This window comes from Synechococcus sp. R55.2, assembly GCF_047462075.1.
GTDB lineage: Bacteria > Cyanobacteriota > Cyanobacteriia > Thermostichales > Thermostichaceae > Thermostichus.
The window spans coordinates 1-17,332 of the sequence record NZ_JANSIH010000409.1; the positions used below are offsets into that span (position 1 = coordinate 1).

Consider the following 17,332-nt stretch of genomic DNA (forward strand, 5'->3'; position numbering starts at 1 on the left):
TATCCTCCCCTCAACCCACTCCGGCAGGTCAGCCATAGCCTGGTCTAAGGCGGTCCGGATTTGCGCTTCGGCTGTCAGCCAGCCCTGCAGAAAAGTTGTTTGCTTGGCCGGTGCTTCTGGGATCCCGGAGACCCACTCTTCCACGGCAAAAGGCAAATGGGTGGTGGGGTTGTGCAGGGGATCCCCATTCTCAGGGCGGGGATCCAACCGCCAAACGCGGGGAGCAACCTTGGCCAGGGTTTGCCGCAGCGCTTTGCTGGTGGGCAGGGATCCCAGTTGGATGACTTGCTCCGGCCAAAGCTGGGGATCATCCCGCTGCAGGATGAGATCGTAGGTGGTGATGAGATAGGGGTTGAGGGAAGCGTAGTTGCGTAGGGGAGAGAGCCCCTCCGCCAGCACCGGCCACCCCAAAGCCGTCGCCAAATGGGCCACTGCCTCCACATAGCGCTGGGGATCCAGCGGTTGAGCCGGCCCCGCCAAGATTACCCCCCGCTCACAGCTGCGCCACTCCTGCCAAAAAGAAACCGTCTCCGTCTGAAAAGGGCTCCGCACCGCCTGCAAGGAAGAGCCGGTGCATGGAGGAGCAACCCCACGAAAAAAGGTCTTCTCGAACTCCGGATCTTCCTGTAGATGGAGCAGCGGCGCAGTGCTGCCATCGGCAATGGGAGCCAAGGGATCCCGGAAGGGCACATTTAAATGCACCGGGCCGGGAAAAGGGTAAAGGGTGCGCTCCCAGGCGTGAACCAGGGTCTGGCGCAAGTAGGCCAGGGCTTCTGGATCCGCGCTGGGCAGGGCCAACTCCGCCTGCCAGTTGGGGTAATGGCCGTAGAGCTTCACCTGGTCAATCGCTTGGCCGGCGCGGCAGTGGCGCAGCTCTGGAGGCCGATCCGCCGTCAGGATCAACAGGGGAAAGCCACTTTCGGCTGCCTCAAGGAGAGCCGGGAAAAAGTGGGCGGCAGCACTGCCGGAAGTACACACCAGGGGAATGGGCCGCCGGGTTTGCTGGGCCAATCCCAGCGCAAAAAAGGCTGCCGACCGCTCATCCAGCACCGGGATCGCCTCGATGTCGGGGTGCTGGGCCAGGGCGTAGGTCAGGGGTGCTGAGCGGGATCCCGGACACACCACCGCCAAACGGCAACCCAGCCGACTCAAGGTTTCGGCCAACAGGGATCCCCAGAGGGTGTTGAGGTTGCGCCAGTCCAGCCGCCTCGGCAGGACAAAGTTTTCAGCAGTCACATTTCAGCAGTCAGAGTGGAGACAAGGTGTTGAGATCGAATCGGGATCCCGGCGGCAAAAAGTGAATGCGGGCATTGTGCAGCCGAAAATACTCATCCGCTGCCGCCTCCTGAACGGTCGAGTACAGTTGCGTCCCGTCCACAATCGTCACCGTCCCCAAGCCGATCACCTCCATCACATCGTTGGCCTGGATCACCACCGCCGTATTCTCATCAATGCCGATACCCAAACATTGGGGATAGTGGGCCACCGCCGTGACCAGCCGCACCAGGCGATTGCGCTGATGGAAATGTTGATCGATGATGACGCGAGGCAAAAGGCCCAGGCCTGTCTTCACCGTTACAATTGCCGGCGTGGGCGGTTCTCCGCTGTAGCCGCGGGAGATCATCTGCTGCCCCAACGCAGAAGCTCCGGCGCTGGTTCCGGCAATTACCGTCTGCCCCCGCTGCCACTGCTGTCGAATGGCCTCCATCAGCTCGCTGTGGGCCAGCACCTCTGCCAGCCGCTCCTGATCCCCACCCGTGAAGTAGATGCCGGTGGAGAAGCGAATTTTCTCGACGTTATCGGGATCCCTTGCCTCCATCGGGCTGCGGATATCCAGAACTTGGAGGCTGGCTGCCCCCATCTGCTGAAAAATGTTGGCGTAGATCTCCCCCAGCACCGCCGGGATCCCAGAAGCCGCGGGCACGATGGTGATGTGGGCAGACTTTCCCCCCGCTCGGCGGAAGAACTCCCAAAGGATGTGGCGCTCATTTTCCTTGTCCTCTGCTCCCCCGACGGCGATGATGTCGGAACGGGCGGTGATGGGATCCTTCACAGTAGGGCGGCTTAGGGGTTGGGCGTCGTTTGTCGGCGTGGAAGGAACTCCGTTCCACTCCAGCTCACGGTGGGCAGCAGAGACATCAGGCAAATGGGGCATGGAGCGCGAGGAAGATTAAAATGGGCACATTTCACTTTCACTATGCTACGGCTTGGGATTCGGTTTGGCGCAGCTCAATTCCAGATTTCACGGAAGAGTCAGGGGTTGGTTAGGGGTCTCGAAAGGGGGAATAATGTTCATAAGAACACCCCTCGTCTCGTCCTTCGGTTCACCCAGCAGGAGCATCCATGGCCAGAAAACCTGACGGATATCTTGTCCACATCATGCTGGAAGGTGGACAAACCATGCAGGTACGGGTCAAAGAAGCCAGAGAATACACGGAATTGATCAACAACCTCATGGTGGGCGGCGAAGAGTTCATCACCTTGCCCAAGCAAATGGACAATGAGTACATGATCGTGCGTCCTCAACGGGTGTCCGCTGTATCGGTGGAGGCAATCTACGCTTCCAGCGTTGGCATCGACCTATGAAATTGGGGATCCCTTGCCCAAAGAACGGAATAGCTGGGGATCCCAATACAAAACCCCCGCCACCAGAGCAGGGGCTGCCAGAGGGCTAGACCCTGAAGGGCCTAGAATCCATGGCGTTGGTAGGTCACCCTTGTGGAGGCAAGATCACCTTGTCGATCACGTGGATGACACCGTTGGAAGCTTCAATGTCGGCTGTTACCACATTGGCATCGTTGACCTTGACACCATCAGCCAAAGAGATCTCCACAGGAGATCCTTCGACCGTAACCACTTCCCCAGCTTCCAAAGAGGTGGAGAGAACTTTGCCGGGCACCACGTGGTAGGTGAGGATTTGGATCAATCGCTCACGGTTTTCCGGCAAGAGCAACTCCTCCAAAGTGCCTTCCGGCAGAGCTGCAAAAGCCTCATCGGTGGGAGCAAAGACGGTGAAGGGGCCTTCCCCAGAAAGCACTTCCACCAAGTCGGCAGCCTCCAAAGCTTGGATCAGGGTGGTGAAAGAGCCGGCCTCAGCAGCAACATCCACAATGGTTCTACTAGCAGCAGCGGTTTTCACGCTTTCAGAAGTCGCGCCCTGGCTGCTGGCATTGACCATAGGGGCTGCAACCAACGTGGTGGCCGAGGCAACGGCCAAAGAGAGAGTGAAGAGATTGCGAATCATATGCTGTAACCCTTCGTAAAGATTAGGTTTACATTCCTTAGAGACGTAGGGGAGCCTGTTCGAGTTCCTAAAAATCAAAAAAATCTTGGAAAAAGATACTCTCAACGTGCGAAACGTAATCTACGCAAGGATTTTGGGATTATGCTCCACTGCTTTTAGATTTGCAACAACAACTCCGGTACGTTTGCCAGCCAACCACAACGACCTGAAAAGGGATCCTTTCAAGCCGAGAAATCTATTACATTTATTTACATTTTCATTGCAAGAGCCGGCACACTAAGAACCGGCAGCTTTGCTGTGCCGGGCAAAGGGGGTGAAGAGGCATTCAACAACTGCAGCTATTCTTCTTCGGGCTCGAAGTCTTCGTCGTAGTCGTCCCCGATCAAATCGTCGATATCGTCGATGTCTTCTTCCAAAATCATCTCAGGGACCTCAATGGGCTGCTCGATCAACCGGCCTTCCTGGCGCAACCAATCGAGAATGGAAAGGCTGCTGGGGGAGGGCACCACCGTTGGCGGTTGATCGCGGGGTTCTTCGCGCAGAGAGGGATTGTGGTAGTACATGCCGTACAGAAGGCAGCTATCGACGAGGAATGAGCCCGGCTTGGGCTAAGCCCCTCTCAACAGAGGGACGCGGGCTTTTCATCAGCCGTTTCTTAGCTTAGCCTACGCCTGCCACTCCTGCAAAAAGCGGTGCAGCACCCGCTCCAGTTCAACAGCCCGCGCTGCCTTGAACAGCAGCCGATCCCCGGCTTGCACGTGATGGAGCAAGATTTCCAGCAGTTCGGATACCTCCTCGCAGCGTTCTGTCTGGGCTGCCGGTTTTTGGTCGAGCAGCGGTTGCATTTCTCCTTCGGGATCCAAGAGCAAGATCCGATCCAGCCCCAGAGGGGCAGCCGCCCGACCCACCTCTGCATAGAGCTGAGGCGCATGCTCTCCCAACTCCCGCATCGGGCCGAGAATGGCCCAGCGCCGTTTTCCCGGGGTTTGGGCCAGCAGGTGTAGAGCCGCGATCATCGCTTCCGGCGAGGCGTTGTAGGTTTCGTCCCAGATTTCCACATCTCCTGCCAGCTTGAGATGGCGGTTGCGCCCCTCCAGAGGGGTAGGCAAAGCAATGGGTTCTCGGAGCCGCTCCCAATCCAGCCCCAAGCTGCACAGAGCAGCCAGCACCCCCATCCAGTTGAGGGCATGATGCCTTCCCGGCAGAGGCACCGGCAGCGTTAGGCCCTCCACGGTTACCGTTTGGGCTTGGGGATCCCATTCTCCTCGTAAGTCCCCCTGATCCAGGCCATAGGTAAGGGTTTGTCCCGACCACAGGCCGGCGGCAGTGGACAACAACAAGGGATCTTCTCCATTGAGCAGAGCCACTCCCTGCCCTAGCTCCTGCAGCAGCTCGCACTTGGCAGCAGCAATGGCCGCGCGGGATCCCAGTCTGCCGATGTGGGCGGTGCCAATATGGGTGATCAAGGCGTGGGTGGGCTGAGCCATCTGAGCCAGGCGGCGAATTTCTCCGGGGCCTCGCATGGCCATTTCCAGAACCACAAACTGATGCTCCGGTTGCATCTGGAGCAGGGTTTGAGCAACCCCGATGTCGTTGTTGTGGTTGGCCTCACTTTTGAGAACTGTGCCGTAGCGGGATAGGGCAGCCGCCAGCATTTCCTTGGTGGTGGTTTTGCCTGCTGAGCCCGTGATGGCTACTACGGAGGGGGGAAACTGCTCCCGCCAGCCTCTGGCAATGCGCTGGTAGGCAGCTAGGGTATCTGAGACTTGAAAATGGGGCCCGGCCACCGGACGCTGGCTGATGACGGCAACGGCCCCCCTTGCCAAAGCTTGTGGAATAAAGTTGTGTCCATCAAACCGTTCCCCCCGCAGCGCCACAAAGACTGACCCCGGCTGCAATTGGCGGCTGTCGGTGCAAATGGCTTGGACGGGAAGACCCAACAAATGGGGATCCCCCTGCAGGGGAGTTTGCAGCAGGTCAGCCACAGTTCGTAAGGTCAGCATCGGGCAGAAACTCCAATTCGCCTACAGCCTCTTCGTCTATGGTCATTTCAGACCCGATTGAGACATTTCCCAAGCGCTCCCCCTCACCCCCAGCCCCTCTCCCAGGGGGAGAGGGGAGTTGGGGATAGCTGTACAGCTTTTTTCAGCGTTGTTTACCACAGCCAGTGTCAATCAATCTCTTGCGTGGGAAGGCTCCCGCTTGGCTACGGAACTCCCATGAAGTCGGAAAAAGCTGTAAACCCAGTTCCTGGGCAACGCCAATACACGACTGGGTATAGGAAGTTGTCAGCTGGGTTGCAGCGTTTCGATCCCAGTCGGGAGGGCGATGATTGCCTCTTTGGCCATGCCGATGAACAGGCCATGTTCCACAACCCCCACCGTCCCTTTGAGTTGATCGGCGATCTTGGCAGGATCCGCCATGGGGCCGAATTGGCAGTCGAGGATGTAGTGCTGCTCGTCCGTCAAGTAGGGATCCCCGTTGGCATTCCGCCGTAAGGTGGCTGTGCACCCCAGAGCCTCTACCCGCGCCAAGGTGGTTTTCCAGCCAAAGCGCACCACCTCTACCGGCACCGGGAAGCGAATGCCCAACTGCGGGACTTTTTTAGAGGCATCGGCGATGATGATCAGCTCGGCAGCGCTGGCCTCCACCAACTTTTCCCGCAACAGGGCCCCTCCTGCCCCTTTGATCAGGTTCAGGGATCCCACTTCAATCTCGTCGGCCCCATCGATGGCCAGATCCAGGCGCGGCTGCTCTTCTAGGGTAGCCAGCGGGATCCCCAGGGAGCGGGCCTGTTCAGCCGTGCGCTCGGAGGTGGGCACACCGAGGATCTGCAGACCCTCGCTTTGCATCCGCTCTGCTAGGGCGCTGACAGCAAAGGCGGCTGTGGATCCCGTGCCCAGCCCCACCACCATTCCCGACTGCACCTTTTGAACTGCAGCCCGGGCTGCCGCCTGTTTCAGCTCATCTAAAGACTCGGTCCCGCTGCCGCCAAGGGTAGTCATTCCCAGCTCCTCTCCCGTGGATGAAGATCCTACCAAAGTGCTTTGCACCGCTACCGCCCGCTCCAGCTAAAACCCTCCGGCGCTGCCACCACCCGACCGAAGAGATCATAGAGCTCGGCGTGGGTGATCTGCACCGGCACCAGGGATCCCAGAGAGCCCTCCCCACGCACGTACACCACCCCGTCCACTTCGGGGGCAAAGCGAGGGGAGCGGCCAATCCACTCGCCGGTTCTGGGGTTTTCCTGCTCCAAAAGTACAGGTACCACTCGGCCCACCTGCTCGCGGTTGCGGCGGAAGGCAATGCCTTGCTGCAGTTGCATTAGACGGGCGCGGCGCTCTTGTTTGACAGCCTCTGGAACCTGATGGGGGAGGTGGTAGGCAGGGGTGCCCTCTTCGGGAGAAAAGGTAAACACCCCCACATGGTCAAACTGATGGCGCTGGACAAAGTCTAGTAGATGCTGGAAGTGCTCCTCCGTCTCCCCAGGAAAGCCGACGATAAAGCTGGTGCGCAGCACGGCATTGGGCAACGCCTGGCGCAGCCGCTCGATCACCCGGTCGTTGACCTGCCCTTGCCAGGGGCGATTCATGGCCTTGAGGATCTCAGGATGGCTGTGCTGTAAAGGCAGATCCAGGTAAGGCAGGAAATTGGCGGTCTCTTGAATGGCCTCCACCACAGCGGGGGTAATGCCCGTGGGGTAGGCGTAGAGCATGCGGATCCAGGGAATGGGGATCTGGCCCAGGGCGCGGATAAGCTCAGCCAAGCGCGGCTCCCCGTAGAGATCGATCCCGTAGTGGGTGGTGATCTGGGAAATTAAAATCAGCTCCTGCACCCCCTCTTCGGCCAGTTGTTCTGCTTCCCGTAGGATCGACTCGATGGAGCGGGAGCGTTGGTTGCCCCGCAAGTGGGGAATGATGCAGAAGGAGCAGCGGTAATCACAGCCCTCGGCTACCCGTAGGTAGGCCACAGGCGCATGGGTGGTGCGATAGCGAGGTACGGTCTCGTCGGCAATGTAATCCAAGCTGGAAGTAACGGCATTGACCCGCTCTCCCCGCTCCGCCCGCTCGATCACCTGGACGATCTGGTGGTAGTCGCCGGTACCTACCAAGGCCACGGCCTCTGGGATCTCCTGCAGCAGCTCCTCTTGGAAGTGTTGCGCCAAGCAGCCGGCAATAACGATTTTCTTGCCCTGTACTGCCAACTCCATCAGGGTGCTGACCGACTCCCGCCGCGCTGCTTCAATGAAGCTACAGGTATTGACGATCACATAGTCAGCACTCTCTTCGTCCCCATCCACCCGGTAGCCTGCTTGAGCCAGCAAGCCCAGCATGTGCTCGGTGTCCACCCGGTTTTTCTCGCAGCCCAGGTGTAAAACGGCAACCGACGCCTTTGTACGCTGCACCGCTGAAACGGATGGGAAACTGGAGACGGTCGCTTCTAACCCATTCATGGACTGAGCATCAAAAAGGGGGCAGCTTGCCAGAGGCTTATCTATTCTAGTTGAGGGCCGCATCAGCGTTGCGGAGCAATAGAGCCGTAGCCACGGCCAACGCGGTGGCCGCCCAACTGTAGGGATCCCCGCCAGCCGCCGTCGAAAACAGAGGTGCCCGTCCGTAGCCCCGCAGGCGCAAAGCCTGATAAACCCTCTGCGAGCGCTCGTAGCTGCGCACCAACAGGGTGCCCACCGAAGCAGCCAGGAAGGGTAGGTCTTGCCTCAAAGCCGGCCCAGGACGCCACAGGGATCCCCGCGGTCGCCAACCCCTCAGCCGGGCTGCCCGTTGCATCTGCTGCCACTGAGCGGCCACCTCCTGCAAATAGCGCTGGGTGAGCCAGGCCAGTTCCAGCAGGAGGTCTGGGATCCCCAGGGCCCGCAAAGCTGCCAACAGTTCCGATGTGGGGGTGGTCTCCAGCAGCAGCATCGTGAGGGCAAATAGGGCCAGCCCTCTCCCCCCAATGCGAAGCGCCATCTGCAGCCCCTCCCAACGCAGAGCCAGGGATCCCCAGCGCCACAGGATGGTTTCCCCCGCCCAGAAGGGAAGGATCCCCATCAACCCTGCCACCAACAGCCCTGGGGCTGCCAGCCGCCTCAGCCCGAGGCTCCAAGGCAATCCCGACAGGCTCCACAGTCCAGCCACCAGCGCCCAGATGAGCGGCAAGAGGGCCAGGCACCTCACCGAGGCGAAAGCCGCCATCAGCGCCATCAGGCCCAGCACCTTGGGCAGAGGTTGCCACCGGTGCAGCCAGGAAAGGGGTTTGGAGGGGTGAGGATGGGATTGTTGACCGCGCCAGCAGCAAGGGATCCCTGAGCCGGCTTCATCTCTTGCCATACTCTCCCAGCAGCGCCGGTTGTACCCGCTGCAAAAACAGCACCACCCAACTGGCGAACAACCCCTCCACCACCATCAGGGGGATGTGGGCCACCACCAAGCTCCCAAGAGCCAGACGACCGGCTTCTGTGGAGAGGATCCCGCTGCCAGCGTCAACCACAGCAGCCATGACCACCCCGTAAAACAACAGCACTGCTAGACCCACCCCAACCGCTCCCGCCAAGAAGGCAGACACTCCGGCCCCCATCACCCGACGGCCTGCCCGAAAAATCCCACCGGCCAGGAGCGCCGGGATCCCCATAATGGCGGCGTTGATGCCCAATGTGGTCAGGCCCCCATGGCCAAAGGCCACCGCCTGAAAAAACAAGCCCACTACAATCGCCGGATAGGCCAAAGCCCCCAACATCAGACCCATCAACCCGTTCAGCACCAGATGCAGGCTGGCCGGGGGAAAGGGCAGGTGAATCGAAGAGGCCACAAAAAAGACAGCCGTGAGCAAAGCCGCTTTGGGCAACTGGTCGCGACAGCGTTGCGTAGCAATATGGCGGGGATCCCGTTCCCACCAAGGACATTGCTCGGCAACGCCGGCGCGACGGAGAAGCCGCAAGCTGTAGCTGGTGATCAGGGCGGTGATGCCATAACCCCCTAGCCAAAGCGGTGCTGGCAAAATGCCATCGCTGATGTGCATGGTCAGTCCTACTCCAGAGCAGAGGAGCCAGCCTGGGAGCCTGAGATTCCTGACCCTGGAGATCCCGAAACCGGTGGGCTCTCCACCGCTGCGTAACCAGATTGACGGGGCCTGGAGAAGAAGAGAGCTGTGCCCAGACAGCCCCAAATGACGCAACCGGCCATAACCCCCCGCTGCAAAGGCCCAAAGGGTGAGGAACCGTTGGGGATCCCTTCTGTCTGAGGGAACTCCTCGCCCACCGGCACGTTGACCAACACCCCATGCCCCGCCTGGCGAATCCGCACCTGCCAGAGGCCCGTCAGGTTGGGATCCGGCTGCAGCAGAAATCGTCCCTGTGCATCCGTCTGTCCCTCCTGCCAAGGGGTAGTGGGATCCGTCGGCGCAAATACCGTCACCCGGGCGGATCCCATCGGTTCCCCAGAATCGTAGCGGGCCTGGATCTCAAAAGCGGGAACTGCCCGCCAAGAGGCCTCCACCCCGTGGCCCCAAGCGGGAGCAGACAGGAGCAGGCCGAAAGCCAGCAAGCTCAACCGTGCTCCGCATCGCTGACGCGACGCCGCAATCAGGCTCAGTCGGCAGGAAGGGATCCAAAGTTTTGGCCAGACTCGGTTCATTGGTTAGCTGAGGACAGACGACAATCTCTACGCTCTGCAGGCGACCGGTCTTAGAAAAGCCAAGACTTCAGGGCGAAGACTCTGTCTGGGCAGGGCCAGAGGCAGCGCGGCAGTGGCCTTCCCCCACATGGCCCAAGTGGTGCAGGAGCTCCAATGCGGCCTTAGCCGCAGGGGATCCCTCCTGCAGATCCCCCCAGTCCACTTCCAGAAGGTCGGATCCCCCCCCAGTGCTCCGCGCCGCTGACGCGGCCAGCCGCTGCTCCAGGGAGACAGGATCCAACTTCACCAAAGGGGCAAACCCCAGAGCTGCTTGATTGAGGCTGTCGTTGGGGGGCAAGCTTCCATCTCCAAACAGGTGGTCGAAATGGAAGGTGACCTCCAGATCTGCCACCTGGCCGACGCGCACAAAGCCTTTGCGCTCCTCCCCCACATACTCTCCGCAGGTGAAGGCCACCTCAGGGCTGAACTTGAGCACAAACGGCATCTCCCCAGCCCCTTCCTTTGTCGGTCGGGCTTGGCCTTCGATCCAGAGGGAATAGCCCTTTGCCGGCCCCTCCAGTGCTGGCACCAGCCGCCACCCCAGGGCGTTGTAGTGGCTAGGGGGTGCCTCTAGGGATCCCAGTAAGGCCCGCTCCGCCGGGGGAGCCGTGATCAAATCAACCGTGATGGGGCCGGAGAGGCTGACCAATGCCCGTGCCAGCAAATCTGCATTTCCTTCCGGATCAAAGGGCGGATCGGTTTGGTAGGCGGTTATGTCCGCCAGCGTCACGTACACGTGCTCAAAGCTCAGTTCCCAGCCGTCTTTGGAGACAAACCCCTCCCGAATGAAGTCCTCGCCGTTGGCCCAAAACTCCAGAGTACCCATCTCTGCCTTTGCTTGGGCTAGGGGTGCTTCCTGCCTGACCTTTTCCGCTCCAGCGTTAGAAGCCGGTCGGCAGGCGCCTAGAGAGAAGGCCAACCCAAGGGCCAGAAAGGGTAAAGCTAACCCCTTGCCCCAGGGATCCCTTGTTGAAGCACCAAGCCGAAATGGAGTGTGTTTCACCAGTTCCCCTGCCAAGGACTCGGTCCCGATGACGCAAACGGCACTGCTCTACCGAAACACAGGCTTCCCTGGTGTTACAATCCCCCACCAGGGCATCTGTAGGGCTATGCCTATGGCAAGGGCTACTCCTGCGCTAAATTCCCCGCCCGCACCCAACCTTCCTGCCCATTCTGACGGCGAATGCGCTGCCAACGGCCATCTTCGCTGAGGCCCAGCACCGTCACCACCTCGTTCATGGGCACACCACCAATGTAGGTTCCCTCCCGCTCTGGAGTGGCCCGCAGCGCCAGGCCAATGGGCTCGATCACCCGTCCCCGCTCACCTGGGGAAACCACTGCTGCCGTGGGGGGTCGAGTCGGCAAAGGAGTTGATTCAGGGTTGGGTTCAACCGTGGGAGCTGGAGAAGTTGAAGCTGAAGCACCATCCACAGGGCCCAAATTGCCGGCGCGCACCCAGCCCTCTTGTCCGTTCAACTCCCGCCGCACCCGTTGCCAACGACCATCGGCGCTGTACTCCAACACCGTCACCGTTTCCCCCACCACAATTCCCCCTTGGTAGGCTCCATCGGCAGAAGGTTGGCTGCGGATTGCCAGGCCAATTGGCTCGATCACCCGCCCGCGGCTGCCGGGGGGAAATCCCTCAGGGTCAACAGTGCCTGCAGCAGGGCCAGAGGGGGGAGAGGGAAAACTGGCTGGGCGGGGCAAGGGATCCAAGCGCACCGCCTGCGGAAATTGAGGCGGGGCAGGGGGGGCCAACATGGGGGCGACGAGCTGCCACAACTGCCAAGCCAAGGCGGCCAGAGCCCCAACCGAGACACTCACCACCACCAAGGTGCCCAAGGGAAAACCGCCAGAAGCAGGAGAAGAACGGCCTCGCATCGGGTAGTTAGCCATCCGAAACACCTTCCCGCAATGCTGCAGGCAAGAATCCGCAGAGAAGATGGGATCCCCGTCAAAACCGGGGATTTACGAAAGCCAGAGCACGACTGCTGCGCAACGCTGACGTGATTGCATCCCAATGTATCGTGTTCCGCAGCGCTCTTGCTAGGCCTGTGCAGAGGAACCGCAACGCTGACGGGGCGACGCGACCCCAGAGGGCAAGGGCGTCGGAGATTAGCTTCTACTTATTGGTGTTGGTGAACTTATTCTGCCAGTCGGTCGTCAAAATCTCTCGGCCAAATACCCATCCTGCCAGAAGGAGGGGCAATGCCAAGCCCAGAAAGCCAAAAAGACTGACCACCTGAGCCACTTGCCGCTGGGCTTGTTTTCTCCTGGGATCCGGGATGTTGTTGGCAGCCAGCACCACTTTAGAACAAAAAGCCACCACCACCGCCCCCACCGGCCCCAAAACCAAAGAGGGCCACAGCCAAGCCTCCACTTGCGAGAATGCGTAGGCTCCGGTAAAGGGGATAATCACGAAACAAGCCAACTCTAGGATCCCCCACGTGAAGAGGGCCAACCAGACATCTTTGCGGAAGACTTCATCGGGATTGGTGTACATAAGCTTCCGGGATAAACCGCCCACACTAAGGCCAGACCTCGAGACAGGAACGGAAGCGCCACGGCTTCCAGATTAACTCCAGGTGCAAGGATCTGCTTGACGGATTTCCTCTGCCATTCAGGCAACTCAGTAAGATAATGCCCAAGATTCTTGGATAAGCCTCCGTTAATTTGGAGAGAAGGGCGGCCTCGGCAAGGATAAACTCCCCGCGCGACCCCACACGTAAAGACTTGAAATAAGATTTAGGTGTTCAATCACTCATGAATTGCCTGCGCCTGTGGCCCTTTCCAGCCGAGGTTGGGGTCAAGCTTGCCCTGTTGAGAGGGCTCTTTATTCACCCGCGAGCCGAGGGCCCATCGCCTCTGCACGATTGTTGCCCATGAGCTGCCGAAGGGATCCCCACACCCCAACGCCCTGCAACCTTGTCTCCTGCTGACTTCGAGAGTGCCAAGCTGCCATGTCACGCATCCTCATCATCGATGATGATCCCAGCATTTGTGCTCTACTGCAGCGGTACTTGCAGCGGCAGGGGTATTCGGTTGAGGTGGCGATGACGGGGGCCAAGGGCTTACAGCAGTTGCGCGCTTTTCAGCCGGCCTTGGTAATTTTGGATCTGAACTTGCCGGATGTGAGCGGCTACGATCTCTGCCAGCAAATGCAAAAAGAGACCGGCGTGTACGTGTTGATGTTGACCAGCCGCGTCAGCCCTGCTGATAAGTTGCACGGATTCCAGTTGGGGGCAGATGACTACCTGACCAAGCCCTTCAGCCTGCCGGAGTTACAGGCGCGAGTGCAAGCCATTCTGCGGCGGCAACGCATGAAGACCGAAGTTGCCAGCGCGCCGGTCTTGACCTTTGCCTCTTTGGTAATCGACCCGGAAACCCGAGCAGTCATCCGCGAGCAGCGCCTGATCAACTTAACAGCACTGGAGTTCGATTTGCTCTATGCTATGGCTCGACATCCGGGGCGGGTTTGGCGACGGGCTGAGCTGATTCAAGAGGTGTGGGATTTTAACCACGAGGGAGATGAACGGGTGGTCGATGTCCACATCGGCCAAATTCGCAAGAAACTAGAGACTGATACCAGCCAACCGGAGTTGATCCGCACCGTGCGCGGAGTTGGCTACAAGTTCGAGCCCCCCGCTCCGAAGGAGGGATAGGGAGAGGAAAAACCTTAACCCCCAAATAACTCTCCCCTCTTCACGTTGGGAGAGGGGCCAGGGGTGAGGGCCCGTTAATCCAAGCGGCGGCCTGTCAAACGCACAAAAATGTCTTCTAAGTTGGCCGGGCGCACCATGAGGCCGGTTTTGTCAGGTTCAGCTTCCAACTGCCGCTGAGCTTCCGCCAAGCTGGGGAAAAAGGTGTACTCCACCTCCCGGCCAGGACAGGATCGCACCAGCAGGGCCTCTCCATACTTGGCCCGCAGTTGCTCGGTGCTGCCCAACTCGATCAACCTTCCCCCATCCATGATGCCGATGCGGTCGCACAGCTCTTCTGCCTCCTCCATGTAGTGGGTGGTAATCAGCAAGGTCATGCCCTGCCGATTGAGATCCCGCAAGATCTCCCACAACAGCCGCCGCGCCTGGGGATCCAACCCGACGGTGGGCTCGTCCAAAAACAAAATCTGGGGGCGATGCAGTAACACCCTGGCCACCTGCAAGCGTCGTTTCATTCCCCCTGAGAGGGTTTTCACTTTGTCTTGCCGGCGATCCGCCAGCCGCACATACTCCAGCCATTCATCGATGCGCCGTTGCCGCTCTGGGTTGGGGATGTGGTGCATACGCCCGTGGAACTCCAGGTTTTCCCAAACGGTCAGCTCTGCCTCTAGGGTGATAGGCTGCAGAACTACGCCAATTTGCTGCCGCACCGCCACCGGATCCCGCACCACGTCATACCCCCCCACCCGGATGGATCCCTGGCTGGGTCGGGTAAGGCTAGTAAGCATGCGGATGGTGGTGGATTTGCCGGCGCCGTTGGGCCCCAACAGGGCAAACACTTCCCCCTGGGGGATCTGCAGGCTCAAATCTTGAACGGCAACCTGCTGCCCAAAGCGCTTCCACACCCCCTGCATTTCCACCGCCACCGTCTTGGTTTGGGGCAAGGTTGGGGCCGTCGAAAGAGCTGTCACAGTCCGCTCCGGTAAAGTGTAAAGAAATCTTTATTCTCCAGCATACGCCAGCCGTGTCAGCAAGCTGCAGGTCTTATCAGGGATCCCTGCTGCTGGCAGCAGTCTAGGTTGTCTCTTGAGCTTTTGCGTGGCTGTGATTTCGTTCTCTGGGGTTTTTCTCTGGATCTTGCAAAATAGTACACATTGCGTCTGAAGGGTGAACCGCACTCCCAAGACAACACCTGTACAGACTCTGGAAGGGGAAATTGGGCTGGATAGCTCATGGCATATCTGTACGTATCTGTACGTATGGGTAACAATAAAGACACAAGCTTGAGCGGGCTGACTGTTCGGCTTGGGGCTTTTTCTTGGTGAAGTGACTTCCCTTCAGCGCCCACCGATAACCTCTACTAACCAATGTAAGGAAAATGCAGAGCAAAGACCGATTCGACCAAATTGACTTCCGGCTGGATCGCCTGGTTGGGGCTGTGTTGACCTTGGCCGAGACCGTCAGCTTCGTCAAGGATGACCTGACCCATCTGAAAGCCATTGTTCAACAACAGGTGCTGATATCCCAGGAGCACAACACCTGGCTGGGAGAGTTAAAGACGATATGTCAACAGCAAGCCGATACAGCTCGTCGCCAATCTGAGACGATTGAGCGCATTATTGCCCATCTCCTGCCCACTCAGGATCCCAAGTCTTGAGGGATCCCAAAGGCAGCCTGGGGGCGTGCCACAATGGCAGCAGAGCTGAGGTTTTCCACCGTTGGAGTGCCAGGTTGCAGCAGCAGGACAGGGTTCTGTTGAGGCTGAGGAGCTGCTTGCTTTCTTTCGTTGCCGACGCTTGCCTTACCTGGATCGCTTTGGCCCTCAAGAGGCCAAGCTGCCGCCGGACAACCTGCTGGAGCAATGGCGGCGGGATCGCCAAGCCCTGGCAGCCGCTGTGTTTGAGCGATTCCCCGGAGAACGGGTTGCGCCGGGCAATGAAGCTCTCTTGGCAGCCATGGCCGACGGGGCGGAGCGGATCTACGGCGGACGGATTGCCGCAGAGCTGTTTTGGCAACCGCAGGAAGATCTCAACTGTACTGCTGAGGCAGAGCTGTTGCAGCTTGCTTCTGAACCTGTCCCTCACTCCTCCTCTCCAAGGGATCCCATCCCTGCCCCAGAAGACTGCGAGATGGTGCCCGCTCTTGCGTTGCCGCCTGAAGCTGTTCCAGAGAGACGTTCAGTTTGGGTGAGCAGCTCCCTGGATCTGCTGATTCGGGATCCCGCTCTCGTTGGCAGAAGTCGCCACGCCGCCCGATCCTCTTACCTGCCGGTTCATATTCGTATCGGCAAACGCCCCAAACCGGAATACGAATTGTTGCTGGCTTTGCAGGCAGAGTTGCTCGGATCCCTGCAGGGAAACGTTCCCAAGCGGGGCATTTTGATCCTGAAAGATGGGAAGTGGCACCCCGTCCACCTGAGCCGCCGACGAGCACAGGTGCGGCAATTGCTGCAGGAGTACCTGCACTCCCTCAACCAGCCGGAACCACCGCAGGTGTTCATGGCCCGCAGCCGCTGCCATCTTTGCCACTGGCGGGAGCATTGTCGCCAGTTGAACGCCGCCGCTCAACCCCTCAGCCTGCTGCCGGGCGTAACGGGATCCCGCTATCCCCTTTTGCAAGAGGCGGGGATCCACTCGATTGAAGCCCTGGCCAACGCTCAGTTGGATAGGTTGCAAGCCATTCCCAAGTTGGGATCCGGCGTGGCCCTGCAACTGCAGCTGCAAGCCCGTGCCACCCTCAGCCGGCAGCCCCTCTGGATTCAATCCCCCCCGCAAACCCTGCCCACCACACCTGTAGAGCTGTACTTCGATATCGAGGCGGATCCCCGCCACAACGTCGCCTATCTGCTGGGCCTGCTGGTGGTGGAGCAAGCCGAGGGGAAAAAGGTTGCGAGCTATCACAGTTGCCTGGCCGCCGAGCCGCGGGAAGAAAGGCAAGCTTGGGAGCAATTCTTGCAACTGGCACAACGCTATCCTGACGCTCCCATCTACCACTTTCACGGCTTTGAAGTGCAGACCTGCCGACGGCTGGGGGAGCAATACCGCACGGATCCCCGACAGCTGCGGCAGTTGTTGCAGCGCTTTGTGGATTTACAGGCCTGGGTGCAACGCTCGGTGGTGCTGCCGATCGAGAGCTATTCCCTGAAAAACATCGCCCGCTGGTTGGGGTTTCAGTGGCGTCTGCCTGATGCCAATGGCGCCCAGTCCATTTATTGGTATAGCCAATGGCTGGAAACTCGGGAGCGCAGATATTTGGAGCACTCGCTTATCTACAACGAGGATGACTGCCGGGCTACCCACCGCCTAAAAGACTGGCTGTCCCAAGGAGTCCTCCATGCCGAATGATGCGAATAAATTGACAAAGACGGCCTATCCCCAGCCGCAAATGCCGCAGCTTGCGCTGCCGGTCTTGTGGCCAGTTGCTGAGGTTTCGTTTAGAATCAGGCAGGACTGTTTAGTTTATCAGGGGAATCCCATGCTGTTGAAATCTCATGAATCTCCTCGCCATCAGGGCAGAAACCGTCGCGGTCGTGGGGGATCGGCACGCAAGCGCCAACTGGACAAACGGAACCGCGCCTTGATGCAACGATTACGACAACGAGAGCAAGCTCTCAACTCTCGATCTTCTCGGCAGGGGCAAGTTAACCCTGCCTTTTTTGTGCTTGCTTCTCCTTGGCCTGGCTACGAGGGATCCCGCTTGGCTGCGTAAACTACCCGGCTCCGACCGCTAAGCGGTACGGAGCGGGCTTTCAGTAGCCC

Annotated in this window: 19 protein-coding genes; 5 read left to right on the plus strand and 14 right to left on the minus strand. The window is 59.4% G+C overall.

The window, feature by feature from the left end:
* Positions 1-1,236, minus strand: a 1,236-nt coding sequence (gene menD, locus NW838_RS13300) for a 2-succinyl-5-enolpyruvyl-6-hydroxy-3-cyclohexene-1-carboxylic-acid synthase (RefSeq protein ID WP_414428195.1), incomplete at its 3' end; no start/stop codon positions are given.
* Positions 1,237-1,246: 10 nt separating this feature from the next.
* On the minus strand, positions 1,247-2,155 hold the full coding sequence (locus NW838_RS13305; protein WP_414357386.1) for a cyanophycinase: 909 nt from the start codon (positions 2,153-2,155) through the stop codon (positions 1,247-1,249).
* 188 nt (positions 2,156-2,343) lie between these two features.
* Between NW838_RS13305 and NW838_RS13310 the strand changes: the two genes are divergently transcribed.
* Entirely contained in the window at positions 2,344-2,586 is a 243-nt protein-coding gene (locus NW838_RS13310; RefSeq protein ID WP_414357385.1) for a hypothetical protein, read from the plus strand.
* Positions 2,587-2,710: 124 nt separating this feature from the next.
* On the opposite strand, the gene NW838_RS13315 is transcribed toward NW838_RS13310, so the two are convergent.
* The 11 genes from NW838_RS13315 to NW838_RS13365 form a co-directional block, all read right to left on the minus strand.
* Positions 2,711-3,178 carry a fasciclin domain-containing protein gene (locus NW838_RS13315; protein WP_414357395.1) on the minus strand — a complete coding sequence of 156 codons (468 nt, stop codon included), beginning with the start codon at positions 3,176-3,178 and terminating at the stop codon, positions 2,711-2,713.
* Between the two features lie 404 nt (positions 3,179-3,582).
* On the minus strand, positions 3,583-3,807 hold the full coding sequence (locus NW838_RS13320) for a DUF3134 family protein (RefSeq protein ID WP_414349794.1): 225 nt from the start codon (positions 3,805-3,807) through the stop codon (positions 3,583-3,585).
* A gap of 102 nt (positions 3,808-3,909) precedes the next feature.
* Positions 3,910-5,247 carry a UDP-N-acetylmuramoyl-tripeptide--D-alanyl-D-alanine ligase gene (locus NW838_RS13325; RefSeq protein ID WP_414357384.1) on the minus strand — a complete coding sequence of 446 codons (1,338 nt, stop codon included), beginning with the start codon at positions 5,245-5,247 and terminating at the stop codon, positions 3,910-3,912.
* 285 nt (positions 5,248-5,532) lie between these two features.
* Complete coding sequence (gene rpiA / locus NW838_RS13330) at positions 5,533-6,249, minus strand: ribose 5-phosphate isomerase A (RefSeq protein WP_414342421.1); 717 nt, start codon at positions 6,247-6,249, stop codon at positions 5,533-5,535.
* A gap of 50 nt (positions 6,250-6,299) precedes the next feature.
* Positions 6,300-7,760, minus strand: a complete 1,461-nt coding sequence (rimO, locus tag NW838_RS13335) for a 30S ribosomal protein S12 methylthiotransferase RimO (RefSeq protein ID WP_414428196.1) — start codon at positions 7,758-7,760, stop codon at positions 6,300-6,302.
* Positions 7,744-8,574, minus strand: a complete 831-nt coding sequence (gene cbiQ / locus NW838_RS13340) for a cobalt ECF transporter T component CbiQ (protein WP_414428197.1) — start codon at positions 8,572-8,574, stop codon at positions 7,744-7,746. The genes rimO and cbiQ overlap by 17 nt, the downstream gene beginning before the upstream one ends.
* Positions 8,561-9,262 carry a cobalt transporter CbiM gene (cbiM, locus tag NW838_RS13345; RefSeq protein ID WP_414330636.1) on the minus strand — a complete coding sequence of 234 codons (702 nt, stop codon included), beginning with the start codon at positions 9,260-9,262 and terminating at the stop codon, positions 8,561-8,563. The genes cbiQ and cbiM overlap by 14 nt, the downstream gene beginning before the upstream one ends.
* Before the next feature lie 8 nt (positions 9,263-9,270).
* Entirely contained in the window at positions 9,271-9,792 is a 522-nt protein-coding gene (locus NW838_RS13350) for a hypothetical protein (protein WP_414357380.1), read from the minus strand.
* Between the two features lie 151 nt (positions 9,793-9,943).
* Entirely contained in the window at positions 9,944-10,741 is a 798-nt protein-coding gene (locus tag NW838_RS13355; protein ID WP_414357378.1) for a hypothetical protein, read from the minus strand.
* A gap of 299 nt (positions 10,742-11,040) precedes the next feature.
* The gene (locus NW838_RS13360; RefSeq protein WP_414357377.1) at positions 11,041-11,811 is read right to left on the minus strand and encodes an SH3 domain-containing protein; all 771 of its coding nucleotides are present in this window, start codon (positions 11,809-11,811) and stop codon (positions 11,041-11,043) included.
* 226 nt (positions 11,812-12,037) lie between these two features.
* Positions 12,038-12,418, minus strand: a complete 381-nt coding sequence (locus tag NW838_RS13365; protein WP_414342412.1) for a hypothetical protein — start codon at positions 12,416-12,418, stop codon at positions 12,038-12,040.
* Positions 12,419-12,875: 457 nt separating this feature from the next.
* On the opposite strand from NW838_RS13365, the gene NW838_RS13370 reads away from it, so the two are divergent.
* Positions 12,876-13,577 carry a response regulator transcription factor gene (locus tag NW838_RS13370; RefSeq protein WP_414357375.1) on the plus strand — a complete coding sequence of 234 codons (702 nt, stop codon included), beginning with the start codon at positions 12,876-12,878 and terminating at the stop codon, positions 13,575-13,577.
* Positions 13,578-13,651: 74 nt separating this feature from the next.
* Here NW838_RS13370 and NW838_RS13375 read toward each other — a convergent pair whose 3' ends face one another.
* Positions 13,652-14,500 (minus strand): ABC transporter ATP-binding protein, encoded by an 849-nt coding sequence (locus tag NW838_RS13375; RefSeq protein ID WP_414357393.1) that lies wholly within the window; start codon positions 14,498-14,500, stop codon positions 13,652-13,654.
* A gap of 452 nt (positions 14,501-14,952) precedes the next feature.
* On the opposite strand from NW838_RS13375, the gene NW838_RS13380 reads away from it, so the two are divergent.
* The 3 genes from NW838_RS13380 (at position 14,953) to NW838_RS13390 (ending at position 17,282) form a co-directional block, all read left to right on the plus strand.
* Entirely contained in the window at positions 14,953-15,231 is a 279-nt protein-coding gene (locus NW838_RS13380) for a hypothetical protein (RefSeq protein ID WP_414357373.1), read from the plus strand.
* A gap of 61 nt (positions 15,232-15,292) precedes the next feature.
* A complete protein-coding gene (locus NW838_RS13385) occupies positions 15,293-16,918 on the plus strand; it encodes a TM0106 family RecB-like putative nuclease (RefSeq protein ID WP_414357372.1) in 1,626 nt (541 codons plus the stop codon).
* Positions 16,919-17,048: 130 nt separating this feature from the next.
* On the plus strand, positions 17,049-17,282 hold the full coding sequence (locus NW838_RS13390; protein ID WP_041436636.1) for a hypothetical protein: 234 nt from the start codon (positions 17,049-17,051) through the stop codon (positions 17,280-17,282).
* The last annotated feature ends 50 nt before the right edge of the window (positions 17,283-17,332 follow it).

Coding starts and splice junctions, on each gene's coding strand:
- NW838_RS13315 (WP_414357395.1), bottom strand. CDS start 3,178: ATGGTCAATGCCAGCAGCCAGGGCGCGACTTCTGAAAGCGTGAAAACC.
- NW838_RS13390 (WP_041436636.1), top strand. CDS start 17,049: ATGCTGTTGAAATCTCATGAATCTCCTCGCCATCAGGGCAGAAACCGT.
- NW838_RS13380 (WP_414357373.1), top strand. CDS start 14,953: ATGCAGAGCAAAGACCGATTCGACCAAATTGACTTCCGGCTGGATCGC.
- cbiM (WP_414330636.1), bottom strand. CDS start 9,262: ATGCACATCAGCGATGGCATTTTGCCAGCACCGCTTTGGCTAGGGGGT.
- NW838_RS13365 (WP_414342412.1), bottom strand. CDS start 12,418: ATGTACACCAATCCCGATGAAGTCTTCCGCAAAGATGTCTGGTTGGCC.
- NW838_RS13360 (WP_414357377.1), bottom strand. CDS start 11,811: ATGGCTAACTACCCGATGCGAGGCCGTTCTTCTCCTGCTTCTGGCGGT.
- NW838_RS13320 (WP_414349794.1), bottom strand. CDS start 3,807: ATGTACTACCACAATCCCTCTCTGCGCGAAGAACCCCGCGATCAACCG.
- rpiA (WP_414342421.1), bottom strand. CDS start 6,249: ATGACTACCCTTGGCGGCAGCGGGACCGAGTCTTTAGATGAGCTGAAA.
- cbiQ (WP_414428197.1), bottom strand. CDS start 8,574: ATGGCAAGAGATGAAGCCGGCTCAGGGATCCCTTGCTGCTGGCGCGGT.
- rimO (WP_414428196.1), bottom strand. CDS start 7,760: ATGCGGCCCTCAACTAGAATAGATAAGCCTCTGGCAAGCTGCCCCCTT.
- NW838_RS13370 (WP_414357375.1), top strand. CDS start 12,876: ATGTCACGCATCCTCATCATCGATGATGATCCCAGCATTTGTGCTCTA.
- NW838_RS13310 (WP_414357385.1), top strand. CDS start 2,344: ATGGCCAGAAAACCTGACGGATATCTTGTCCACATCATGCTGGAAGGT.
- NW838_RS13325 (WP_414357384.1), bottom strand. CDS start 5,247: ATGCTGACCTTACGAACTGTGGCTGACCTGCTGCAAACTCCCCTGCAG.
- NW838_RS13305 (WP_414357386.1), bottom strand. CDS start 2,155: ATGCCCCATTTGCCTGATGTCTCTGCTGCCCACCGTGAGCTGGAGTGG.
- NW838_RS13355 (WP_414357378.1), bottom strand. CDS start 10,741: ATGGGTACTCTGGAGTTTTGGGCCAACGGCGAGGACTTCATTCGGGAG.